This window comes from Streptomyces sp. NPDC059002, from assembly GCF_042740435.1.
Lineage (GTDB): Bacteria > Actinomycetota > Actinomycetes > Streptomycetales > Streptomycetaceae > Streptomyces.
The window spans coordinates 1-24045 of the sequence record NZ_JBHYJI010000091.1 but is presented as its reverse complement, the minus strand read 5'-3'; the positions used below and the strand labels follow the sequence as shown (position 1 = coordinate 24045).

General features: G+C 70.7%; 20 protein-coding genes. 16 read left to right on the top strand and 4 right to left on the bottom strand.

What is annotated here, in order from left to right:
• Positions 1 to 226 precede the first annotated feature (226 nt).
• From ACFWZ2_RS41185 to ACFWZ2_RS41170, 4 genes are all read right to left on the bottom strand, one after another.
• Positions 227 to 2659 (bottom strand): DUF3488 and DUF4129 domain-containing transglutaminase family protein, encoded by a 2433-nt coding sequence (locus ACFWZ2_RS41185; protein WP_384554896.1) that lies wholly within the window; start codon positions 2657 to 2659, stop codon positions 227 to 229.
• A gap of 46 nt (positions 2660 to 2705) precedes the next feature.
• Positions 2706 to 4073 (bottom strand): DUF58 domain-containing protein, encoded by a 1368-nt coding sequence (locus ACFWZ2_RS41180; protein WP_384554894.1) that lies wholly within the window; start codon positions 4071 to 4073, stop codon positions 2706 to 2708.
• On the bottom strand, positions 4073 to 5092 hold the full coding sequence (locus ACFWZ2_RS41175) for an AAA family ATPase (protein ID WP_384554892.1): 1020 nt from the start codon (positions 5090 to 5092) through the stop codon (positions 4073 to 4075). Before ACFWZ2_RS41175 ends, ACFWZ2_RS41180 begins: the two co-directional genes overlap by 1 nt.
• Positions 5093 to 5279: 187 nt before the next feature.
• Positions 5280 to 5837 carry a beta-class carbonic anhydrase gene (locus tag ACFWZ2_RS41170; protein WP_384554889.1) on the bottom strand — a complete coding sequence of 186 codons (558 nt, stop codon included), beginning with the start codon at positions 5835 to 5837 and terminating at the stop codon, positions 5280 to 5282.
• Positions 5838 to 6259: 422 nt separating this feature from the next.
• On the opposite strand from ACFWZ2_RS41170, the gene rsmH reads away from it, so the two are divergent.
• The 16 genes from rsmH to ACFWZ2_RS41090 all read left to right on the top strand — a co-directional run bounded on the left by rsmH (position 6260) and on the right by ACFWZ2_RS41090 (position 23909).
• On the top strand, positions 6260 to 7219 hold the full coding sequence (gene rsmH / locus ACFWZ2_RS41165) for a 16S rRNA (cytosine(1402)-N(4))-methyltransferase RsmH (protein ID WP_384554887.1): 960 nt from the start codon (positions 6260 to 6262) through the stop codon (positions 7217 to 7219).
• 63 nt (positions 7220 to 7282) lie between these two features.
• Positions 7283 to 7876 carry a septum formation initiator family protein gene (locus ACFWZ2_RS41160; RefSeq protein ID WP_384554885.1) on the top strand — a complete coding sequence of 198 codons (594 nt, stop codon included), beginning with the start codon at positions 7283 to 7285 and terminating at the stop codon, positions 7874 to 7876.
• A gap of 4 nt (positions 7877 to 7880) precedes the next feature.
• Positions 7881 to 9836 (top strand): peptidoglycan D,D-transpeptidase FtsI family protein, encoded by a 1956-nt coding sequence (locus ACFWZ2_RS41155; RefSeq protein WP_384554883.1) that lies wholly within the window; start codon positions 7881 to 7883, stop codon positions 9834 to 9836.
• Positions 9837 to 9849: 13 nt separating this feature from the next.
• Complete coding sequence (locus tag ACFWZ2_RS41150; RefSeq protein ID WP_384554881.1) at positions 9850 to 11511, top strand: UDP-N-acetylmuramoyl-L-alanyl-D-glutamate--2,6-diaminopimelate ligase; 1662 nt, start codon at positions 9850 to 9852, stop codon at positions 11509 to 11511.
• Positions 11512 to 11515: 4 nt separating this feature from the next.
• Positions 11516 to 12937, top strand: a complete 1422-nt coding sequence (murF, locus tag ACFWZ2_RS41145; RefSeq protein WP_384554879.1) for a UDP-N-acetylmuramoyl-tripeptide--D-alanyl-D-alanine ligase — start codon at positions 11516 to 11518, stop codon at positions 12935 to 12937.
• Positions 12934 to 14004 (top strand): phospho-N-acetylmuramoyl-pentapeptide-transferase, encoded by a 1071-nt coding sequence (gene mraY / locus ACFWZ2_RS41140; RefSeq protein WP_098241964.1) that lies wholly within the window; start codon positions 12934 to 12936, stop codon positions 14002 to 14004. The genes murF and mraY overlap by 4 nt, the downstream gene beginning before the upstream one ends.
• A complete protein-coding gene (murD, locus tag ACFWZ2_RS41135) occupies positions 13986 to 15425 on the top strand; it encodes a UDP-N-acetylmuramoyl-L-alanine--D-glutamate ligase (RefSeq protein ID WP_384554876.1) in 1440 nt (479 codons plus the stop codon). Before mraY ends, murD begins: the two co-directional genes overlap by 19 nt.
• 49 nt (positions 15426 to 15474) lie before the next feature.
• Positions 15475 to 16785 carry a putative lipid II flippase FtsW gene (gene ftsW, locus ACFWZ2_RS41130; RefSeq protein WP_384554874.1) on the top strand — a complete coding sequence of 437 codons (1311 nt, stop codon included), beginning with the start codon at positions 15475 to 15477 and terminating at the stop codon, positions 16783 to 16785.
• A gap of 6 nt (positions 16786 to 16791) precedes the next feature.
• On the top strand, positions 16792 to 17886 hold the full coding sequence (gene murG, locus ACFWZ2_RS41125; protein ID WP_055565236.1) for an undecaprenyldiphospho-muramoylpentapeptide beta-N-acetylglucosaminyltransferase: 1095 nt from the start codon (positions 16792 to 16794) through the stop codon (positions 17884 to 17886).
• Positions 17887 to 17900: 14 nt separating this feature from the next.
• Positions 17901 to 18692: a cell division protein FtsQ/DivIB gene (locus ACFWZ2_RS41120; protein ID WP_384554871.1), complete on the top strand. Its 792-nt coding sequence runs from the start codon at positions 17901 to 17903 to the stop codon at positions 18690 to 18692.
• Between the two features lie 275 nt (positions 18693 to 18967).
• Positions 18968 to 20188 carry a cell division protein FtsZ gene (gene ftsZ / locus ACFWZ2_RS41115; RefSeq protein WP_384554869.1) on the top strand — a complete coding sequence of 407 codons (1221 nt, stop codon included), beginning with the start codon at positions 18968 to 18970 and terminating at the stop codon, positions 20186 to 20188.
• A gap of 17 nt (positions 20189 to 20205) precedes the next feature.
• Positions 20206 to 20916 carry a peptidoglycan editing factor PgeF gene (gene pgeF, locus ACFWZ2_RS41110; protein WP_384554867.1) on the top strand — a complete coding sequence of 237 codons (711 nt, stop codon included), beginning with the start codon at positions 20206 to 20208 and terminating at the stop codon, positions 20914 to 20916.
• A 6-nt stretch (positions 20917 to 20922) separates the two neighbouring features.
• Positions 20923 to 21642, top strand: coding sequence for a YggS family pyridoxal phosphate-dependent enzyme (locus tag ACFWZ2_RS41105; protein WP_384554865.1), 720 nt, complete (start codon positions 20923 to 20925; stop codon positions 21640 to 21642).
• Positions 21643 to 21766: 124 nt separating this feature from the next.
• Entirely contained in the window at positions 21767 to 22402 is a 636-nt protein-coding gene (locus ACFWZ2_RS41100) for a cell division protein SepF (RefSeq protein ID WP_384554863.1), read from the top strand.
• Positions 22403 to 22483: 81 nt separating this feature from the next.
• On the top strand, positions 22484 to 22768 hold the full coding sequence (locus tag ACFWZ2_RS41095; protein ID WP_384554861.1) for a YggT family protein: 285 nt from the start codon (positions 22484 to 22486) through the stop codon (positions 22766 to 22768).
• Positions 22769 to 22814: 46 nt separating this feature from the next.
• Positions 22815 to 23909, top strand: coding sequence for a DivIVA domain-containing protein (locus ACFWZ2_RS41090; RefSeq protein WP_362340652.1), 1095 nt, complete (start codon positions 22815 to 22817; stop codon positions 23907 to 23909).
• Positions 23910 to 24045 lie beyond the last annotated feature (136 nt).

Genomic DNA, 24045 nt, shown 5'->3' with positions numbered 1-24045 from the left:
CCACTTATATTTACACTACATTTGTGGTGGGCTGTTTATGTTTTTTATATTAGCCTGTACTTGTTTAGGCACCCTAATGATTTGTGTGTGGGGTGCCCGCCCGGGGGGGCACACCCCTCACACATGTCTTCGCATGTCCCGCGCACGGCTGGTCCCGCAGGGGCCCGGCCGCGCCACCGGGACAAGCCCCGCGGCGCGGCCGGAACCGGTCAGGCCCCGCGCTTCCTCAGCCCTGCTGCCCGGCCTCGGCCTGCCGCGACGTCCTGCGCGCCAGCGCCGCCCACCGCTTGGCGATCCACTCGCGCCAGCGCGTGCTCAACGCCGACCAGCGGTCCGATGCCGCCCACGCCACCCGAGCGGCCGAACGCGGAGCGAGCGTCGCCCGCAGCCTGGCGGTCCGGCCGGCCGAGGCCCGCAGTCCGTCGCGTACACGCCGTACGTCGTCGGACAGACCCGCCGCGGGCTGCGGCCGTGGCGCGTAGAGGACCTGCTCCACCGCGGCCGCCACCCGATGGACGGCCTCCGCGGGAGCGGCGGTCAGCTGCCCGATGCGGACGATCCGCGCGGCGGCCTTCCTGGGGGTCTGTGACTCGTCGGGCGGAATGCCGTGATCCCAGGCCGTATCGGTCACTTCGAGCCAGATCGCCAGTGTCCGCGCCGCCGCGTCCGCGTCGGTGCGGCCCGCCGATCCCAGGCGCACGGCCCGCGTCCTGGTCCGCCACAGCAGTGGCAGGAAGGGCACCGTGAGGACCACGAGCGCCGCGAGGGACACGCCCACGATCATCGCAAGAGGCGGCCCGTCACCGCCCGAACCGGCCGCGACCTGCGGCGCCGCGCTCGCGCAGCCGTCCTGCTTGCGCATGTCGGGCGGGCAGCTGTCGGACGCCGACGGCGCCGTGGACGGCTCGGACGAGGTCGAGGGCTCCGGGGTGTCCGGGTCGCTCGTGCCGCCCGACGGCACATCGGAACGGGTGTACTCGGGCACCGAGCCACGGGTCGGCGTCGGCTCGAAGCGGGTCCAGCCCACGCCCTCGAAGTACAGCTCGGGCCAGGCGTGCGCGTCCCGCAGGCCGACCGACATGGTGCCGTCGGCCTGTGCGGACCCCGGTGTGAAACCGACCGCGACCCGGGCCGGGATCCCCAGCGTCCGCGCCATCGAGGCCATCGCGAAGGAGAAGTGGACGCAGAAGCCTTCCTTCTGCTGCAGGAAGCGGGCGATCGCGGCGGGACCGCTGCCCGCCCGCACCTGGGTGTTGTACGTGAACCCGCCGTCCGACGCGAAGTAGTTCTGGAGCTTGACCGCCTGCTCGTACGGATTGGCGGCACCCTTGGTGACCTTGCGGGCCGTGGTCGCGACCACGCCGGGCAGCGAGTCGGGCACCTTGGTGAACTCGCGGGCCAGGTCCGCGGGGGGCGCGGGCGCGTTCGCGAGCTGCTCGGCCGTGGGCTCCACGACCAGGCTGTTGACCTGGTACTGCGCGCCGCGGGTCGTCTGGCCCCGGTCACCGACCAGGGCGCGGCCCACCGGCTCGTACCGCCAGCGGCCCTCGATCTCCACCCGGCTCGCGGGGAACGGCATGGGCAGCCAGTTCTGTGCGTAGCTCTCCGCCGCCGAGATGTTCGTCTGGACCTCGGACCTGCGCACGTCCGGGCTGAGCCCGCGGGGGTCGGGAAGCGGCGACGGCACGTCCTCGATGCTGCGGACGGTCGTCTTCCAGGTCGTCCCGTCGAACTGGTCCAGCGAGACGATCCGCAGATACATCTCGTCGGTCTGCTTGGCGTTCGTGCGGTACGAGATGACCTCGCGGTCCTCCGGCTGGTTCAGGCTGTCCTGGAGCGCGACCAGCGGATTGACGGCGGAGATCGTGCCGCCGCTGCCTCCGCCGCCGCCACCGGGGCCGCCCGAGCCGTCCAGGAGGCCGCCGTCGAGGGCGGGCAGGGCCAGCGGCACCACCAGGGCGATGCCCAGGGCGAGGGCGCCTATGCGGCGTCCCGTGCGGACCGGCGCGATCACTCCCGTATTGCTCTCCAGGCCGCCGGAGACCCGCCCCGGTGCCCGCGCCGCGCCTCCGAAGACCCGGCCCCACTGGGAGAGCCGGTCGCGTCCCTCGGCCAGGAGCAGCAGCAGATAGCCGGCGGCCGCGAGCAGGAACCACAGCCACCCGGCGCCGTCTCCGGAGAGCCCGGCCGCGACCGAGTACAGCGCGAGCAGCGGCAGCCCGGCGGGGGCCGCCGTGCGGAACGTCACCGCCAGCGCGTCCACCGCGAGGCCGATCACCAGGACGCCGCCGACCAGCATCAGCCGGATGCCGTCGCTGAGCGGCGCCGGGATCGCATACCGCCCGACGTCCTCGCCGCCCGCCTCCAGGAGGAGGCTGAACCTGCGGAACACGTCCGGGCCAGGAAGCACCCCCGCGATGGCCTGCTCGCGGGCGAAGACCAGGGTGAGCAGCAGCAGCGTCACCACTGCCTGCACCACCACGGTGACCGGCCGGGCCAGCGGGATCCGCCGGGCCAGCGCGCCCACCCCGCTCTGCAGCGCGAGCAGGATCACCGCCTGCAGGAACCACGTCGCAGGATCGACGAGCGGCAGCAGCGCGCCCGATGCCATCAGCGTGGCCGCGGTGGCACACAGCGCGAGTCGCGCGCGCCCACTCATGACCGTCCCCCCACTGTCGTACGTGTACTGGCGCCGTCCCGCCCGTTCATCCCCAGCCCCCGGTGGTCGTCCCCGCAGCGGGCGCGGGGCCCGCGCTCGTGCGCGCGTGGTCCGCCTGCCGCCACAGGTCGCCGAGGCCCGCCCCCGGCGGTACGGCGAGGGCCGTCCAGCCCGCCTCGCGCAGCATCCGCACGCGCGCGTCGCCCGCGTCGGACACCAGGCCGCCGGGACCCTGCGCCCAGCCCGCGCTGTCCAGGACGAAGGCGACCGCGGAGCCGCTGCGCTGGCGCATCTTGGCGGCCACCGCCGCCTGTTCCTCGTCGAGGTCGCCGAGGAAGGCGACAAGGAGACCCTCGTTCCCGCCGCGCAGCACGTCGTACGCCCGGGAGAGCCCGGCGCCGTCCGAGTGGTCGATCACCGCGAGGGTGTCCATCATCAGCCCGGCCGCGTCCGCCGACTCCTGGCTCGCGCCCGCGAAGCCGTCCGAGCCCTCGCCCGGCACGGAGGTGCCCGTGTCGGTCAACAGGCGCACCGAGAAGCCCCGTTCGAGCATGTGCACCAGGGCGGACGCGGTGCCGGACACCGCCCACTCGAAGGCGGAGTCGGGCCCCGCCCCCCGGAAGCCGATGCTCCGGGTGTCCAGGAGGACCGTGCAGCGGGCCCGCTGCGGCTGCTCCTCGCGGCGCACCATCAGCTCTCCGTAGCGCGCGGTGGAGCGCCAGTGGACGCGGCGCAGGTCGTCGCCGTGGCGGTAGCCGCGCGGGATGACGTCGTCCTCGCCGGCCAGGGCGAGCGAGCGGTTGCGCCCGTCGCCGTACCCCTTGGCCTCGCCCGTGAGCCGTACCGCGGGCAGCGGCTCCACCTGCGGGATGACCGTCAGGGTGTCGTACGTGGAGAAGGAGCGGGTCAGTTCGCACATCCCGAAGGGGTCCGTCAGGCGCAGCTGCAGGGGCCCCAGCGGATAGCGTCCGCGCAGGTCGGAGCGGACGCGGTAGGACACCTCGCGGCGGCCGCCCGCCTCGACCCGGTCGAGCACGAAGCGGGGCCGCGGCCCGAGCACGTAGGGCACCCGGTCCTGGAGCATGAGCAGGCCCGTGGGCAGCCGCGAGACGTTGTCCATCCGCAGGTGGACGCGGGCTTCCGAACCGGCGGGCACGCGCGCGGGGGAGAGCCTGCGGCTGCCCGCGACGCGGTAGCGGGTGCGGAAGAGCACGGTGGCGCAGACCAGCGGCAGCACGGCGAGCAGCAGCCCGACGCGCAGCAGATCGCCCTGGCCAAGGACATAGGCGCAGACGGCGGCGGCGATACCGGCCGCCAGGAAGGAACGTCCGCGTGTGGTCAGGCCCGCGAGGGCCGTGCGCAGCCCGCCCTTGTCCTCCTCGGCGTCGGCCGCCGGCCTCCCCCCGGCCGTCATCACAGCCTCCGGGCGCCGGGCGGCTGCTGTCCGTAGTAGCCGTTGCTGGGCTGTGCGGCGGCGGGGACCGGGGTGCGCTGCAGGATCTCCAGGACAACCGATTCGGCCGTACGCCGGTTCAACTGGGCCTGCGCGGTGGGCAGCAGGCGGTGTGCGAGGACCGCGACGGCGAGCGCCTGCACGTCGTCGGGGAGGGCGAACTCGCGGCCGCTGAGCGCGGCGGAGGCCTTGGCGGCGCGCAGCAGGTGCAGCGTGGCGCGCGGTGAGGCCCCGAGTCTCAGGTCGGGGTGGTTGCGGGTCGCCGCGACCAGGTCCACCGCGTACCGCCGCACGGAATCGGCGACATGGACGGTGCGCACCGCGTCGATGAGCTTCACGATGTCGTGGGCGTGCGCCACCGGCTGGAGGTCGTCGAGGGGCGAGACGCCGCCGTGGACGTCCAGCATCTGCAGCTCGGCCTCCGGGTTGGGATAGCCGATCGAGACCCGCGCCATGAAGCGGTCGCGCTGCGCCTCGGGCAGGGGATAGGTCCCCTCCATCTCGACGGGGTTCTGCGTGGCCACCACCATGAAGGGGCTGGGCAGTTCGTACGTCTGCCCGTCGATGGTGACCTGGCGCTCCTCCATGGACTCCAGGAGCGCGGACTGCGTCTTCGGAGACGCACGGTTGATCTCGTCGCCGATCACGATCTGGGCGAAGATCGCGCCCGGCTTGAACTCGAAGTCCCTGCGCTGCTGGTCGAAGATCGACACACCGGTGATGTCCGAAGGCAGCAGGTCCGGCGTGAACTGGATCCGCCGCACCGAGCAGTCGATGGACCGCGCGAGCGCCTTGGCGAGCATGGTCTTGCCCACGCCCGGCACGTCTTCGATCAGCAGGTGCCCCTCCGCGAGGAGCACGGTCAGCGAAAGCCGTACGACCTCTGGCTTGCCCTCGATCACACCCTCCACCGACGCGCGCACCCGCTCCGCGGTCGTGGTCAGATCAGTGAGGCTCGCTCGATCGTCATAGGTCGTCACCCGGCCCTCCTCGGCCCGTTCTCCGGGCCGATCGCTCACGCGCGGCCCGGTCCACCCCGAATACCCGGACACCCCGCGTGTGGTTCCGCGTGATGCCACCCCCGCATTGTTGTTGGGCATGGCGGGTCGTGTCACTCGCCTGTGGATAACTGGCGCCGATTTGTCGGGTCTTACGCCCCTTTGTCAGTCACGCAGGGTGGATCTCCCGCAGCAACCCGGTGGCCACGTCGAACACGAATCCGCGAATGTCGTCGTTGTGCAGCAGGAACGGCGAGGTCCGCACGCGCTGCATCGACTGCCGTACGTCCTGGTCGACATCGCGGAAGGACTCCACCGCCCAGGTCGGCCGCTGCCCGACCTCGTTCTCCAGGTCCTGCCGGAACTCCTCGGTGAGGGACTCCAGGCCGCAGCCGGTGTGGTGGATGAGGACCACGCTGCGGGTGCCGAGCGCGCGCTGGCTGATGGTCAGGGAGCGGATCACGTCGTCGGTGACCACGCCGCCCGCGTTGCGGATGGTGTGGCAGTCGCCCAGCTCCAGGCCGAGCGCGTCGTGCAGGTCGAGGCGGGCGTCCATGCAGGCGACCACGGCGACGTGCAGGACCGGCCGGGCGTCCATGCCCGGATCGGTGAATCCGGAGGCGTACCTCTCGTTGGCCTCGACGAGGCGGTCGGTGACCGAGCCGACGACTATGTCGCCGTTCGGCTCTACGGGGGCGGCGCCCGAAGGAGATGCGGAAGTCGACATGGCTATGACGTTAGTGCGCACTGATCGACTGGGCCCGCTGTGAGAGCGGACAAAGAACGTCAAAGACTCTTGTTGTGAGGTAACCCACAGGAGTGCGGCGACTACGGCCGAACGGGTGACCGGGTCGGATGTGCCCGCCGTCCGGGACCGGCGCTGCGACGCGCAGGCCGGTTGATTGACCGGGAGACACGGTGGACTAAAGTGACGCGAAGCGGGAGGCGTGACCAGCTCCCTGCTGGACTGAACATCCCGGAGATTCCCCGGAATCCCCCCACGTGCGCGGCGCGTACGTACGGCTCGGCCTCCTCCCGCTCCCGGTCGGCTGACGCCACTTCCCCGGCGCCAGCAGGCCATTCCCCTTCATGGAGCGGGCGGGGACCCGGCAGTGCGTGCGAACGCCGCGCCGGACCTGAGAGGGCCCCTTGAGCGACAACAGCCGACACGTCCCGGTGATGCTCCAGCGGTGCCTGGACATGTTGGCCCCCGCGCTCGCCGAGCCGGGCGCGGTCGTCGTCGACTGCACCCTCGGCCTCGGCGGCCACAGCGAAGCCCTCCTCGCCACGTTCCCCGCGGCCCGCCTCATCGCCCTCGACCGTGATAAGGAAGCGCTGCGCCTGTCCGGCGAGCGCCTGGCGCCGTACGGCGACCGGGCCACGCTGGTGCACGCGGTCTACGACGAACTCCCCGACGTGCTCGACCGCCTGGACGTCCCGCGCGTCCAGGGCGTCCTCTTCGACCTCGGCGTCTCCTCGATGCAACTCGACGAGGCGGACAGGGGGTTCGCGTACGCCCAGGACGCACCCCTGGATATGCGCATGGACCAGACGACCGGCATCAGCGCCGCCGAGGTCCTCAACACGTACGCTCCCGGCGAACTGGTGCGGATCCTGCGGGCGTACGGCGAGGAGAAGCAGGCCAAGCGCATCGTGAGCGCCATCGTGCGCGAGCGCGAGAAGGAGCCGTTCAGCAACAGCGCGCGGCTCGTCGAACTCATCCGCGACTCCCTGCCGCAGGCCGCCAAGCGCACCGGGGGCAACCCCGCCAAGCGCACCTTCCAGGCCCTGCGCATCGAGGTCAACGGAGAGCTGAGCGTCCTGGAGCGGTCCATCCCCGCGGCCGTCAAGGCGCTCGCGGTCGGCGGCCGGATCGCCGTCCTGTCGTACCACTCGCTCGAGGACCGCCTGGTCAAGCAGGTGTTCGCGGCCGGTGCCGCGACGACGGCGCCGCCCGGGCTGCCCGTCGTCCCCGAGCGCTACCAGCCGCGCCTCAAGCTCCTCACCCGCGGCGCCGAACTCCCCACCGAGGAAGAGGTCGCCGAGAACCGCAGGGCGGCCCCCGCACGGCTGCGGGGCGCGCAGCGCATCCGCGAAGACGTCGGGTGAGCTCTGCGCCGCGACGAGGCCCCATGAGCACAGTCCGCTGACCAGAGTCCGCGAGGAGGCTCCATGAGCAAGAAGCCCGAGCTGCGGGGGAGGGCCGCCCGCCTCGCGCGGCTGCTGCCCCAGGGACCGAGCCAGGCCGCGCGCACCCCCTTCGTACTCCTCGTCGTGCTGCTCCTCGGCGGTGGCCTGATCACGCTCCTCATCCTGAACTCCTCGCTCAACGAAGGCTCGTTCCAGCTGAGCGAGCTCAAGAAGGAGACGAAGGACCTCACCGAGGAGGAGCAGGAGCTCCAGCGCGACGTGGACAGCTACGCCGAGCCGGACGCCCTGCAGCGCCGCGCCCGCGAGCTCGGCATGGTCCCCGGCGGCGACCCGGCCTTCCTGGACCCCGACGGGACCGTGCACGGCGTGCCCGGAGCCGCCGCGCTGCCCTCCGCACTGCACCGGCCCGCGCCGCGCCCGCAGGAGGTGGCCTCCCCCGCGGCCTCGGTCTCCGTGCCCGCCCCGCCCCCGCCCGCACCCCGGCCCGCGCCCGTGTCCGCGCCCCCGGCCGCCGCGCCGAGGCCGGCCGCTCAGCCCGCCCGCGAACCGGCCGCCCCCTCGCGTACGACCGAGCAGTCCACGCAGTCCGGCCCCACGACGACATCCGGCAGGTGACCAAGTGACGGACCGTCAACCCCCGCGGCGCAAGGTGCCGGGACCGGCGAGGCCCGCGCGCCCCGGCGCTCCGCGGCGCCCGGGACAGGGCGGCGCCCGCCCCGCGGCCCGCCGACCCGCGCCGTCCAAGGCCCGCACCATCCGCCTGGGCAGCCCGCGGCCCCGGCTGCGCATGGTCAGCCTCGGTCTGACGCTGGTGATGCTGGCCTTCGTCGTACGGCTGCTGCAGGTGCAGGCGGTCGACGCGAACGCGTACGCGGCCAAGGCCGAGAAGAACCGCTACTTCACCCACACCCTGGCCGCCGAGCGCGGACGCATCACCGATCGCGGCGGCGTCGAACTGGCCGCCAGCGTGGACGCGTACGACATCACGGCCGACCCCACGCTGTTCACGCCGAAGGAGATGAAGGTCAAGGACGCGCCCGAGCAGGCCGCCGCGCTCCTGGCCCCCATCCTCGGCAAGGACGCCGCCGAACTCACCAAGAAGCTCAAGACCCCCGACACGCGCTACGTCCTGCTCGCCCGCCGCCAGACCCCCCAGGTGTGGAAGCAGATCAAGGACCTGCGCGGCGCCCTCGCCGAGAAGGCGGGCACGGACCCCAGCTCCCCGAACGTCCTGGCCGGCGTCCTCGCGGACCCGAGCAGCAAGCGGGTCTATCCGAACCACGACCTCGCTGCCGGGATACTGGGCTGGGTCAACGCCGACGGCAAGGGTGCGGGCGGCCTTGAGCAGCAGCTCAACAAGCAGCTGGCGGGCGAGGACGGCAAGATCAGGTACGCGCAGTCCGGCGGCCGCCAGGTGCCCACGGCGGGCAGCACGGAGACACCCGCCGTGCCCGGCTCCGACGTCGAGCTCACCATCGACCGCGACATCCAGTGGGCCGCGCAGGACGCCATCACCGAGCAGGTGAAGAAGTCCAAGGCAGACCGCGGCTATGTGATGGTGCAGGACACACAGACCGGCGAGGTGCTGGCCATGGCCAACGCCCCCGGCTTCGACCCGAACGACCTCTCGCAGGCCAACGGCGCGGCCCTGGGCAACGCCGCGCTCCAGGACGCGTACGAGCCCGGCTCCACCTCCAAGGTGATGTCGATGGCCGCGGTCCTGGAGGAGAACGCGGCCACGCCCGGCACCCATGTCACGGTGCCCAACCGGCTGCACCGCGGCGACCGGCTCTTCCAGGACGACATCGACCACCCCACCTGGTACCTGACGCTCAACGGAGTGCTCGCCAAGTCCAGCAACATCGGCACGATCCTGGCCACCGGCGAGATGGGCAAGACCCAGCGGGAATCCAACGAGATCCTCTACTCGTACCTGCGGAAGTTCGGCATCGGCAAGGAGACCGGACTCGACTTCCCCGGCGAGACCCCCGGCATCCTCGCGCCCCCCGAGAAGTGGTCGACCTCGCAGCAGTACACGATCCCGTTCGGCCAGGGACTCTCCATCAATGCCATGCAGGCGACCTCGGTCTACCAGACCATCGCCAACGGCGGCGTACGCATCGAACCCACGCTCGTCCGCGGCACCAAGGGCCCCGACGGCCGCTTCACGCCCGCGCCCAAGCCCAAGAAGGCCCGGATCGTGAGCGAGAAGACCGCGGGGACGGTCTCCAAGATGCTGGAGTCCGTCGTCGACGACGTGGAGGGCACCGGAAACTCCGCCCGCATCCCCGGCTACCGCGTCGCGGGCAAGACGGGTACGGCCAACCGGGTCGATCCGGTCACAGGGCGCTACAAGGGCTACACCTCGTCGTTCGCCGGATTCGCGCCGGCCGACAAGCCGCGCGTCGCCGTGTACTGCGCCATCCAGAACGCCACCAAGGGCAGCTACTTCGGCGGCGAGATCTGCGGCCCCATCTACAAGAAGGTCATCCAGTTCTCTCTGAAGACCCTCCAGGAGCCGCCCACAGGAAAGGGCCCGTCCCGCTTCCCCGTCACCTTCAAGCCCGGTGACTGACCAGGAACAGCTCGTGACAACGATCACCCCTGACCCGGGGAACCGCCCCCCGCCACACCGCCCGCTTCGCTCTGAAGCGGGTACGCCCGGTACGCTCACCGCCGTGCCACACGCTGATCAGTCCCAAACCACCCAGAAGGGCGTCCCCGTGACCTATCCGGGGCCGCCGCGGCCGGTCCAGGTCTCCCCGACCTCACTGACGGAGCTCGCAGGCCAGCTGGGCGTCGCCGTCGAAGCAAGCGCCGACAGCACGGAGATCACGGGCATCACGCACGACTCCCGCGCCGTCCGCCCCGGCGACATCTACGCCGCGCTGCCCGGTGCCCGGATGCACGGCGCCGACTTCGTCGCGCAGGCCGCCGACCTCGGCGCAGGAGCGATCCTCACCGACCCGACCGGCGCCGAGCGCGCCGCCGCGACCGGCCTCCCCGTCCTCGTCGTCGCCGACCCGCGCGGCCGGATGGGCGAGCTGGCGGCGACGGTCTACGGCCACCCCGGCCGCGACCTGCTGCAGATCGGCATCACGGGTACGTCGGGCAAGACCACCACCGCGTACCTCGTCGAGGGCGGGCTCAAGGGCCTGCGCGCGACCGGACTCATCGGCACGGTCGAGATGCGCATCGGCGACGAGCGCATCAAGTCGGAGCGCACGACGCCCGAGGCCACCGATCTGCAGGCGCTGTTCGCGGTGATGCGCGAGCGCGGCGTCGAGGCGGTCGCCATGGAGGTCTCCAGCCACGCCCTCGTGCTCGGGCGGGTGGACGGCTGCGTCTTCGACGTCGCCGTCTTCAACAACCTCAGCCCGGAGCACATGGAGTTCCACTCCGACATGGAGGACTACTTCCAGGCCAAGGCGCAGCTGTTCACGAAACGGCGCTCCCGGGTCGGCGTGGTCAACTTCGACGACGAGTACGGCCGCCGGCTCGTCACCGAGTCCGAGGTCCCCGTCACCACCTTCTCCGCCGAGGGCCACCCGGACGCCGACTGGCGTGCCGAGGACGTCGAGGTCGGGCCGCTCGACTCGACGTTCGTCGCGGTCGGCCCCAAGGGCGAGCGGGTCACCGCCAAGTCGCCGCTCGCGGGCCCCTTCAACGTCGCCAACACGCTCGCCGCGATCGTCTCGCTGGCCGTCGCGGGGATCGACCCGCAGCTGGCCGCGGACGGCGTCGGCGCGGTGCCCGGAGTGCCGGGCCGCCTGGAGCGCGTCGACGCGGGCCAGCCCTACCTCGCGGTCGTCGACTACGCCCACAAGACGGACGCCGTCGAATCGGTCCTGCGGGCGCTGCGCAAGGTCACCGAGGGCAAGCTGCACATCGTGCTCGGCTGCGGCGGCGACCGGGACAAGACCAAGCGGATGCCGATGGGCGCCGCCGCGGCCCGGCTCGCCGACACCGCCGTGCTCACCTCCGACAACCCCCGTGGCGAGGACCCCCTCGCGATCCTCGCCACGATGCTCGCGGGCGCCGCCGAGGTACCGGCCCACGAGCGCGCCGAGGTCGCCGTCTTCGAGGACCGGGCCGCCGCCATCCGCGCGGCCGTCGCCCACGCGGGACCGGGCGACACCGTCCTGGTCGCCGGCAAGGGCCACGAGCAGGGACAGGACATCGCCGGGGTGGTGCGTCCCTTCGACGACCGCCAGGTGCTTCGCGAAGCTATCCAGCAAACCCAGGGATGAAGTTGTGATCGCCCTCTCCCTCGCCGAGATCGCCACCGTCGTCGGCGGGCAGACGTACGACATACCGGATCCGGCCGTTCTGGTCACCGGACCCGTGGTCCGGGACTCCCGTGAGGTGGAGCCCGGCAGCCTCTTCGTCGCCTTCGTCGGCGAGCGCGTCGACGGCCACGACTACGCCGCGGACGTCGTCGCGGCGGGTGCCGCGGCCGTCCTGGCGTCGCGGCCCGTCGGGGTGCCCGCCATCGTCGTCGACGATGTGCAGGCGGCGCTCGGCGCCCTTGCGCGCCACGTCGTGGAGCGGCTCGGCGCGACCCTGGTGGCGCTCACAGGATCCGTCGGCAAGACCAGCTCCAAGGATCTGCTCGCCCAGGTCCTGCGGCGCCACGCGCCCACGGTCTGGACGCCCGGCTCGCTCAACAACGAGATCGGCCTGCCGCTGACCGCGCTCAGCGCCACCGACGAGACGAAGTTCCTCGTGCTGGAGATGGGAGCGCGCGGAATCGGCCATATCCGGTACCTCACGGGGCTCACGCCACCGAAGATCGGACTCGTCCTGAACGTCGGAACCGCCCACATCGGCGAGTTCGGCGGCCGCGAGCAGATCGCGGAAGCGAAGGGCGAGCTGGTGGAGTCGCTCCCCGCGGACGGGGCCGCGATCCTCAACGCCGACGACCCGCTGGTGCGCGCGATGGCCTCGCGTACGAAGGCGCGCGTGCTGCTCTTCGGAGAGGCCGCCGACGCCGACGTACGAGCGGAGAATGTCCGGCTCACGGAGAATGGACAGCCCGCTTTCACGCTGCACACACCCTCCGGGTGCAGCGACGTGACCTTGCGGCTGTACGGTGAGCACCACGTGTCGAACGCGCTTGCCGCGGCCGCCGTCGCCCATGAGCTGGGCATGTCCGTGGACGAGATCGCCCTCGCGCTCTCCGAGGCGGGCACGCTGTCCCGCTGGCGGATGGAGGTCACCGAGCGCCCGGACGGCGTGACGGTCGTCAACGACGCCTACAACGCGAACCCCGAGTCCATGCGAGCCGCCCTGCGCGCGCTCGTAGCAATGGGCAAAGCCTCACAGGCAAAGGGGGGCCGTACGTGGGCGGTGCTCGGTCACATGGCCGAGCTCGGGGACGAGGGGCTCGCCGAGCACGACGCGGTCGGACGCCTTGCCGTCCGGCTCAACGTGAGCAAGCTCGTGGCAGTCGGGGGCAGGGAAGCGTCCTGGCTCCAACTGGGCGCATACAACGAGGGTTCGTGGGGTGAGGAGTCGGTGCACGTGTCCGACGCACAGGCGGCGATCGACCTGTTGCGCAGCGAGCTGCGCGCAGGAGACGTCGTGCTGGTGAAGGCGTCCAGATCGGTCGGCCTCGAGAAGGTCGCCGCGGCGCTGTTGGAGAACCACACCGAGGGCGAGGTCTCCGGCCGATGAGGCAGATCCTCTTCGCGGGTGTGATCGGGCTCTTCCTGACCCTGGTCGGCACCCCGCTGCTGATCAAGCTCCTGGCCCGCAAGGGCTATGGCCAGTTCATCCGGGACGACGGCCCGCGCGAGCACCACAGCAAGCGCGGTACGCCGACCATGGGTGGCATCGCCTTCATCCTGGCCACGCTCATCGCGTACTTCCTCACGAAGGTCATCACCGGCACGGAGACCACGCTCTCCGGCCTCCTGGTGCTCTTCCTGATGGCGGGCATGGGCCTCGTCGGCTTCCTCGACGACTACATCAAGATCGTCAAGCAGCGCTCGCTCGGTCTGCGCGCCAAGGCGAAGATGGCCGGCCAGCTGATCGTCGGCATCGGCTTCGCCGTCCTGGCACTGAACTGGCCGGACAACCGCAACCAGACGCCTGCCTCCACCAAGCTGTCGTTCGTCACGGACTTCGGCTGGTCGATCGGCCCGGTCCTGTTCGTGGTCTGGGCGCTGTTCATGATCCTCGCGATGTCGAACGGCGTGAACCTCACCGACGGTCTCGACGGCCTCGCCACCGGCGCCTCCGTGATGGTCTTCGGTGCGTACACCTTCATCGGTGTCTGGCAGTACCAGGAGTCCTGCGCCAACGCGAACACGCTGACCAACCCGCAGGCCTGCTTCGAGGTCAGAGACCCGCTCGACCTCGCGGTCGTGGCCTCCGCGCTGATGGGCGCCTGCTTCGGCTTCCTGTGGTGGAACACCTCGCCCGCCAAGATCTTCATGGGCGACACCGGATCGCTCGCCCTGGGCGGCGCGCTCGCGGGTCTCGCGATCTGCTCCCGCACCGAGCTGCTCCTCGCGCTGCTCGGCGGCCTCTTCGTCCTGATCACCATGTCGGTGGTCATCCAGGTCGGCTCGTTCCGCCTCACCGGAAAGCGCGTCTTCCGCATGGCGCCACTCCAGCACCACTTCGAACTAAAGGGGTGGTCCGAGGTCCTTGTGGTGGTCCGCTTCTGGATCATCCAGGGCATGTGCGTGATCGTCGGCCTCGGTCTCTTCTACGCGGGATGGGCAGCCGAAAAGTGACCACTGTGTCCGACTGGCAGGGCAGGAACGTCACCGTCGCCGGTCTCGGCGTGAGCGGCATCAGCGCCGCCCGCGCCCTGGCCGGTCTCGGCGCGTCGGTGACCGTCGTGGACGGCGGCTCCGGAGAGGCGCATCAGGAACGTGCCGCCTCCTTGGAGAGCGAGGGCATTTCCGTACGCCTGGGGGATGCGGAAACGCTTCCCGACGGCACCGACCTGGTGGTCACGTCGCCGGGCTGGAAGCCGTCGTCGCCGCTCTTCTCCGCGGCCGCCGCGGCGGGCGTGGACGTCGTCGGCGACGTCGAGATCGCCTGGCGCCTGCGCGGCCCCGACGCGGCCCCCTGGCTCGCCGTCACGGGCACCAACGGCAAGACCACGACCACGCAGATGCTCGCCTCGATCCTCCAGGCGGCGGGGCTGCGCACGGCGGCCGTCGGCAACATCGGCACCCCGATCGTGGACGTCGTCCTGGAGGGCGACGACGCGTACGACGTGTTCGCCGTCGAGCTGTCCTCGTACCAGCTGCACTGGGCACCCTCGCTGCGCGCCCACTCCGCGGCCGTCCTGAACCTCGCGCCCGACCACCTCGACTGGCACGGCTCCATGGAGGCGTACGCCGCCGACAAGGGCCGCATCTACGAGGGCAACCACATCGCCTGCGTCTACAACGTCGCGGACAAGGCCACCGAGGACCTGGTCCGCGAGGCCGACGTCGAAGAGGGCTGCCGCGCCATCGGTTTCACGCTGAATGCGCCGGCGCCCTCGCAACTGGGCGTCGTGGACGGCATCCTGGTCGACCGTGCCTTCGTGCCGGACCGCCAGAAGCAGGCCCAGGAGCTCGCCGAGATCTCCGACGTCCAGCCGCCAGCGCCGCACAACATCGCCAACGCGCTGGCCGCCGCGGCCCTCGCGCGCGCCTTCGGCGTGCAGGCGACGGCCGTACGTGAGGGCCTGCGCGCCTTCCGTCCCGACGCGCACCGCATCGAACACGTGGCCGACGTGGCCGACGTGGCGTACGTCGACGACTCCAAGGCGACCAACACCCACGCCGCGGAAGCCTCGTTGGCGGCGTACGAGTCGATCGTCTGGATCGCGGGCGGGCTCGCCAAGGGCGCCACCTTCGACGAACTCGTCACCAAGTCCGCGAAGCGGCTGCGCGGTGCCGTCCTGATCGGTGCCGACCGCGAGCTGATCCGGGAAGCCCTCGCGCGACACGCGCCCGAGGTCCCGGTCGTCGACCTCGACCGCACCGACACTGGTGCGATGTCCGAGGCGGTACGCAGGGCGGCAGAGCTGGCCCGGCCGGGGGACACCGTCCTGATGGCCCCGGCCTGCGCCTCGATGGACATGTTCACCAACTACAACAAGCGTGGTGAAGCGTTCGCGGACGCCGTCCGCGAACTCGGCTCCACGCGCGCCTGACCGGGTTTTCCGTCCGGCCGGGCGCCGGGCACACCCTTGGGAGGGGAACGTGGCCAGGTCTTCCGTGCGGGTCGCCAAACGACCGGCTCCGGTACGCGCCAGAGGAGCCTCCCACCCTCCGGGCGAGAGCGGGCCGAGGCGGCTCTACAACAGGGCCCGCAAGGCCTGGGACCGGCCGCTCACGGCGTACTACCTCATCTTCGGCAGCAGCCTGCTGATCACCGTGCTCGGCCTGGTGATGGTCTACTCGGCCTCGATGATCCAGGCGCTGCAGCTGAACCTGCCCGCGTCGTACTTCTTCCGCAAGCAGTTCGTGGCCGCCGTGCTCGGCGCGATCCTGCTGCTCGTCGCCATGCGGATGCCCATCAAGCTGCACCGCGCGCTGGCCTATCCGATGCTCGCGGTGACCGTCTTCCTGATGGTCCTCGTGCAGATCCCGGGGATAGGGCGCAGCGTCAACGGCAACCAGAACTGGATCTACCTGGGCGGGCCCTTCCAGCTCCAGCCCAGTGAGTTCGGCAAGCTCGCCCTCGTCCTGTGGGGCGCCGACCTGCTCGCGCGTAAACACGACAAGCGGCTCCTTACCCAGTGGAAACACATGCTGGTGCCGCTCGTCCCGGTCGCCTTCATGCTGCTCGGGCTCATCATGCTCGGCGGCGACATGGGTACGGCGATCATCCTCACCGCGATCCTCTTCGGGCTGCTCTGGCTGGCGGGCGCCCCCACGCGGCTGTTCGCCGGGGTGCTCGGCGTCGCGGGTCTGCTCGGTGTGATCCTCATCAAGACGAGCCCCAACCGCATGGCCAGGCTCGCCTGTATCGGTGCCACCGATCCGGGCCCCGGCGACCAGTGCTGGCAGGCCGTGCACGGCATCTATGCCCTGGCCTCGGGCGGATTCTTCGGTTCCGGTCTCGGCGCGAGTGTGGAAAAATGGGGTCAACTGCCTGAACCGCACACCGACTTCATCTTCGCCATCACCGGGGAGGAACTCGGCCTGGCAGGGACACTGTCGGTGCTCGCTCTGTTCGCGGCTCTAGGCTATGCGGGTATCCGCGTGGCCGGACGCACGGAGGACCCCTTCGTGAGGTATGCCGCGGGAGGTGTGACCACCTGGATCACGGCCCAGGCCGTGGTCAACATCGGTGCGGTGCTCGGCCTGCTGCCGATCGCCGGTGTCCCGCTCCCGCTGTTCTCCTACGGGGGTTCGGCCCTGCTGCCGACCATGTTCGCCATCGGGCTCCTCATCGCTTTCGCGCGATCGGACCCCGCGGCGAAGGCGGCCCTGGCCATGCGGCAACCTCGGGTGAGATGGAACACGATGCGACGGCGCGTCAAGGCGCGTTCGTCCGGAGAGCGGTGAATTTCGGTGCATGTCGTACTCGCCGGTGGGGGGACCGCCGGCCACATCGAGCCCGCGCTCGCCCTCGCGGACGCCCTGCGGAGGCAGGACCCGACCGTGGGCATCACGGCCCTGGGCACGGAGCGTGGACTCGAGACCCGACTCGTACCCGAGCGCGGTTACGAACTCGCGCTGATCCCCGCGGTCCCGCTGCCGCGCAAGCCCACCCCTGAGCTGATCACCGTCCCGGGACGGCTGCGCGGCACCATCAAGGCGGCCGAGCAGATCCTGGAGCGCACCAAGGCGGACTGCGTGGTCGGCTTCGGCGGCTATGTCGCGCTGCCCGGCTATCTGGCGGCCAAGCGGACCGGGACGCCGATCGTCGTGCACGAGGCCAACGCGCGCCCCGGCCTCGCCAACAAGATCGGTTCGCGGTACGCGCACGGAGTGGCCGTCGCCACCCCCGACAGCAAGCTGCGCAACTCCCGCTACATCGGCATCCCGTTGCGGCACACCATCGCCACGCTCGACCGGGCCCGGGTCCGCCCGGAGGCGCGCGCCGCCTTCGGTCTCGACCCGAACCTGCCGACCCTGCTCGTCTCCGGCGGCTCGCAGGGCGCCCGGCGGCTCAACGAGGTCGTCCAGCAGGTCGCGCCGGTGCTGCAGCGCGCGGGCATCCAGATCCTGCACGCGGTCGGCCCGAAGAACGAATTGCCGCAGGTGCAGCAGATGCCGGGGATGCCCCCGTACATCCCGGTACCGTACGTGGACCGGATGGACCTCGCGTACGCCGCTGCCGACATGATGCTCTGCCGCGCGGGCGCGATGACCGTGGCCGAACTCTCCGCCGTCGGGCTCCCCGCCGCCTACGTCCCGCTGCCGATCGGCAACGGCGAACAGCGGCTCAACGCCCAGCCGGTGGTCAAGGCGGGCGGCGGACTGCTGGTCGACGACGCGGAACTGACGCCCGAGTGGGTCCAGGGCAACGTCCTGCCCGTGCTCGCCGATCCGCATCGGCTGTACGAGATGTCCCGCGCCGCCTCGGAGTTCGGCCGCAGGGACGCCGACGAGCTGCTCGTCGGCATGGTGTACGAGGCGATTGCGTCACGCCGTAACGCGTGAGAAGGCAGGGGACCGTGGCCGGACCGACCACCGCCGAGCGGCAGCAGAAGAAGTCCGGCCCGCCCCGCCCGCAGCGCGTCCGCCGACTGCGCCTGCCGCGCTCGCGCACCCTGATCGTCGTATTGGTGCTCGCCGTGCTGCTCACCGCGGGCGGCGTGTGGGTGCTCTACGGCTCGCAGTGGCTGCGCCTGGAGCGCGTGACGGTCTCCGGTACCCGGGTGCTGACGCCCGAAGAGGTCCGCGAGGCGGCGGACGCCCCCGTCGGGGCCCCACTGATTTCGGTCGATACGGACGCGCTCGAAGACCGGCTCGGCGCGAAATTGCCCCGAATTGACTCGGTTGAGGTCGTGCGGTCCTGGCCGCACGGAATCGGTCTCAAAGTGACGGAACGTAAGCCGGTTCTCCTCATCGAAAAGGGCGGAAAGTTCGTCGAAGTGGACGCCAAGGGAGTGCGATTCGACACGGTCGAGCGCGCGCCCAAGGGCGTACCGCATCTCGAATTGACGCCGGATCACGAGAACGGGGCGGCGAGCCTGCGCAGGTTCGGCCCCGACCGGCTGCGGCGCGAGGCCGTGCGGGTCGCCGGTGACCTGCCCGAAGCGGTGGCCAGGGACACCCGGAACGTCAAGGTCCGTTCGTACGACTCCATCTCGCTGGAGTTGAGCGGGGGGCGTACCGTCGCCTGGGGCAGCGGCGAGAAGGGACCCACGAAAGCGTCCGCCCTCCTCGCGCTGATGAAAACGACGCCCAAGGCACGGCACTTCGATGTGAGCGTCCCCACCGCCCCTGCGTCATCGGGGAGTTGACGTGCATCGCCGCAGGCCAGCACCCTGGTTCGGCATCGCTACGGCTGATCACATAGGGTGAAAAGAAAAACGGGAGGTTCGGCGTGTTCGTTGAACGTGCGCCACTTGTCGACTTAGTGTCCTGTTCGGAAGAGTCCAGGGAACAGACACACTGGTAACCCTAAACTTCAGCGTTAGGGTTCGGGTCGGCGTTCGGACCGTCCCATTCGGCATCAGTCGTCGCATCGCGTCAGAGCGAAACGGCGACACGTAACTCGAGGCGAGAGGCCTTCGACGTGGCAGCACCGCAGAACTACCTCGCAGTCATCAAAGTCATCGGTGTCGGCGGCGGTGGTGTCAATGCCATCAACCGGATGATCGAGGTCGGTCTCAAGGGCGTCGAGTTCATCGCCATCAACACCGACGCGCAAGCCCTGTTGATGAGCGACGCCGACGTCAAGCTCGACGTCGGCCGTGAACTCACCCGCGGCCTCGGGGCCGGCGCCAACCCGGCCGTCGGCCGCAAGGCCGCAGAGGACCACCGCGAGGAGATCGAGGAGGTCCTCAAGGGGGCCGACATGGTCTTCGTCACCGCCGGCGAAGGCGGCGGCACCGGCACCGGCGGCGCACCCGTCGTCGCCAACATCGCGCGCTCGCTCGGCGCCCTCACCATCGGCGTGGTCACCCGCCCGTTCACCTTCGAGGGCCGTCGCCGCGCCAACCAGGCCGAGGACGGCATCGCGGAGCTGCGCGAAGAGGTCGACACCCTCATCGTCATCCCCAACGACCGGCTCCTGTCCATCTCGGACCGCCAGGTCTCCGTCCTCGACGCCTTCAAGTCGGCGGACCAGGTCCTGCTCTCCGGTGTCCAGGGCATCACCGACCTCATCACCACGCCCGGCCTGATCAACCTCGACTTCGCCGACGTCAAGTCGGTCATGTCCGAGGCCGGTTCGGCCCTCATGGGCATCGGCTCGGCCCGCGGCGACGACCGCGCGGTGGCCGCCGCCGAGATGGCGATCTCCTCGCCGTTGCTCGAGGCGTCCATCGACGGAGCGCGCGGCGTGCTGCTCTCCATCTCGGGCGGCTCCGACCTCGGTCTGTTCGAGATCAACGAGGCGGCCCAACTGGTCAGCGAGGCCGCGCACCCCGAGGCCAACATCATCTTCGGCGCGGTCATCGACGACGCGCTCGGCGACGAGGTCCGGGTCACCGTCATCGCGGCCGGCTTCGACGGCGGGCAGCCACCGTCCAAGCGGGACAACGTCCTTGGCTCGGCATCCGCCAAGCGTGAGGATCCCGCACCGGCCGCCCGCCCTGCCGAATCGTCCCGCCCGGCCTTCGGCGGACTCGGCAGCGTCACGCCGCGCGAGGAGCCCTCGACCCCGGAGCCCGCCGAGGCGGCCCCGGTGAACGAGGCCCCGTCCGCGCCCGCGACGGCGCCGCAGGTCCCGCCGGCCCGTCCCTACCAGGACAGCCAGGCCGAAGAGCTGGACGTGCCGGACTTCTTGAAGTGATAAGCAAGCACAGCACCGTGAGCGGCGCGCACTTCGCCTTCACCGACAGGTGGGGCGGAGTGAGCGCCGTTCCGTACGAGGAGCTCAATCTCGGCGGCGCGGTCGGCGACGACCCCGAGGCCGTGCGGACGAACCGCACCCTGGCCGCCAAGTCCCTGGGCATCGATCCGGTCAGGGTCGTCTGGATGAACCAGGTGCACGGTCCCGACGTCGTCGTGGTCGACGGCCCCTGGGGTTCCGACGCCGAAATCCCCGCCGTCGACGCGGTGGTGACCGCCCGCAGGGGGCTCGCCCTCGCCGTGCTCACCGCCGACTGCACGCCCGTACTGCTCGCCGATCCGGTCGCCAAGGTGGCGGCCGCGGCGCACGCCGGGCGCCCCGGCATGGTGGCGGGCGTCGTGCCCGCCGCGGTCGGGGCCATGGTGGAGCTGGGCGCGGACCCGGGCCGCATCATCGCCCGTACCGGCCCCGCCGTCTGCGGGCGTTGCTACGAAGTGCCGGAGGAGATGCGCGCCGAAGTCGCCGCCGTCGAGCCCGCGGCGTACGCCGAAACGAGCTGGGGTACGCCCGCGGTCGATGTGACGGCGGGAGTGCACGCCCAGCTTGAGCGGCTCGGGGTGCGCGACCGGGAGCAGTCGCCGGTGTGCACGCTGGAATCCGGTGACCACTTCTCGTACCGCCGCGACCGCACCACCGGTCGTCTCGCGGGCTATGTCTGGCTGGACTGATAAGGCATGACGGACCGAAAGTCTGAACTCGCGGCAAATCTGGCGGCAGTCGAGGAGCGCATCGCCGCGGCGTGCGCGGCGGCCGGGCGCAAGCGGGAAGAAGTGACCCTGATCGTGGTCACGAAGACGTATCCCGCGAGCGATGTGCGGATCCTGTCGGAACTCGGTGTGCGCCACGTCGCGGAGAACCGCGACCAGGACGCGGCACCGAAGGCGGCGGAATGCGCGGACCTTCCCCTTACTTGGCACTTCGTCGGTCAGTTGCAGACCAACAAGGTGCGTTCCGTGGTCGGTTATGCCGATCTGGTGCAGTCCGTGGACCGTCCCAAGCTCGTCACAGCTTTGTCGACGGCCGCGGTGCGCGCGGAGCGCGAGCTCGGCTGCCTGATCCAGGTCGCGCTCGACGCGGAGGAGAACGGCCGGGGCGAGCGCGGGGGCGTAGGGCCCGGCGGAATCGAAGAGTTGGCCGACCTCGTGGCCGGGGCACCGGGACTGCGGCTCGATGGTCTGATGACCGTCGCACCGCTCACCGGTCCCTACGCGGGGCGGCAACAGGCGGCGTTCGAGCGGTTGATGGAATTCGCAACCCTCATGCGCGCGGCTCATCCTGCTGCGAACATGGTGTCGGCAGGGATGAGTGCGGACCTCGAACAGGCCGTTGCGGCCGGGGCGACACATGTGCGCGTCGGTACGGCGGTACTCGGAGTCCGACCCGGGCTCGGGTAACGTCGCCAAGAAGTCGGACCACAGCAGAAAATATGGTCATTCTCGCTGTTGGGCGGGGATACCTCGTGGATCGCGGGCAGTTGGTGACGACAGCCGATCCACCACAGAGCGGAGGACTCAGAGCATGGCCGGCGCGATGCGCAAGATGGCGGTCTACCTCGGCCTCGTGGAGGACGATGGGTACGACGGTCCGGGGTTCGACCCCGACGACGAGTTCGAACCCGAGCCGGAGCCCGAGCGGGAGCGCAGGCGGCACGAGCCGTCGCATCAGGCGCACCAGTCCCATCAGTCTCAACGGGACGAATCGGTACGAGTGGTGCAGCCACCCGCCCAGCGCGAACCGGCGGCCCATTCCGCTTCGCTAGCCGCGGAATCCGGACGTCCGGCACGAATCGCCCCCGTGGCATCCATCACACCTGAACGCCAGAGCCTGGAGAAGAACGCACCGGTGATCATGCCCAAGGTCGTGTCCGAGCGGGAGCCCTACCGCATCACCACATTGCACCCGCGGACCTACAACGAGGCCCGTACCATCGGGGAACACTTCCGCGAGGGCACTCCGGTGATCATGAATCTGACCGAGATGGACGACACGGATGCGAAGCGACTTGTCGACTTTGCCGCCGGTCTGGTCTTCGGTCTGCATGGCAGCATTGAGCGCGTGACGCAGAAGGTGTTCCTGTTGTCGCCTGCTAACGTCGATGTAACGGCGGAGGACAAGGCTCGCATCGCAGAGGGCGGGTTCTTCAACCAGAGCTGAGACGCAGTAGATGCAGTAGTTGCTGTAGACGCAGAACCGGAACGACGAAGTACGAGTAACAGGGGAGAGGGAAACGCGAACATGGGCGTGGTCTTGCAGGTGCTCTACATCGCGCTGATGTGCTTCCTCATCGTGCTGATCTTCCGGTTGGTCATGGACTACGTCTTCCAGTTCGCCCGCTCATGGCAACCCGGCAAGGCGATGGTGGTCGTTCTGGAGGCCACCTACACTGTCACTGATCCACCGCTCAAGCTTCTGCGGCGGTTCATTCCGCCGCTGCGTCTCGGGGGCGTGGCGCTCGACCTGTCCTTCTTCGTACTGATGATCATCGTCTACATCCTGATCTCCGTCGTGAGCCGGCTGTGAACGATACGGTCTTGCCGAATGCCGACGACTACGTTGAGGTGAAGAGATGCCGTTGACCCCCGAGGACGTGCGGAACAAGCAGTTCACGACCGTCCGCCTCCGAGAAGGCTATGACGAGGACGAGGTCGATGCCTTCCTCGATGAGGTCGAAGCCGAACTGACCCGCCTGCTCCGTGAGAACGAGGACCTGCGCGCCAAGCTGGCCGCGGCCACCCGTGCCGCCGCGCAGAACCAGCAGCAGGGCGGAATGCGCAAGGGCCCCGACGGGCCCCAGGATCAGCGTGGTCCTGGCGCCCCCGTGCCTGCCGCAATATCGGGCCCGCAGCCGGTCCCGCCGCAGCAGCAGATGGGCGGCCCGATGGGCGGCCCGCCGCAGCTGCCGGGCGGTGCGCCGCAGCTGCCCGCAGGACCCAGTGGGCACGGCCCGCAGGGTGGTCCGCAGGGTCCAGGCCCGATGGGTCAGGGTCCGATGGGTGGCCCGATGGGCGGCCCCATGGGCGGCCACGGTCCGCAGATGCCGCAGCCCGGTCAGGGCCCCGGCGGCGACAGCGCCGCCCGTGTCCTCTCCCTTGCGCAGCAGACCGCCGACCAGGCGATCGCGGAGGCCCGTTCCGAGGCCAACAAGATCGTCGGCGAGGCCCGTTCGCGCGCCGAGGGCCTCGAGCGTGACGCCCGTGCCAAGGCCGACGCCCTGGAGCGGGACGCGCAGGAGAAGCACCGCGTCGCGATGGGCTCCCTGGAGTCCGCCCGCGCCACGCTGGAGCGCAAGGTCGAGGACCTGCGCGGCTTCGAGCGCGAGTACCGCACGCGTCTGAAGTCCTACCTGGAGTCGCAGCTGCGTCAGCTGGAGACTCAGGCGGACGACTCGCTCGCCCCGCCGCGTACGCCCGCCACCGCCTCGCTGCCGCCGTCCCCGGCGCCGTCGATGGCTCCGGCCGGTGCGGGTGCCCCGTCCTACGGCGGCAACCAGTCGATGGGCGGCAACAACCAGCCCGCCGGCGGCCCGTCCTACGGTGGCCAGCAGCAGATGTCCCCGGCGATGACCCAGCCGATGGCGCCAGTGCGGCCGCAGGGCCCTGCGCCGATGCAGCAGGCTCCGTCGCCGATGCGCGGCTTCCTCATCGACGAGGACGACAACTGACGGGCGTGACCACGCCTTAGGCGTCGGCAGCGTTCAGGGCCGGGCCCCCAGAGAATCTCTGGGGGGCCGGGCCGGTTTTGGGGGGGTGGGGGGGGGGGCCGCGGGCCCCCCCCGGGGGTAGGGGGGGGGGCCGCGG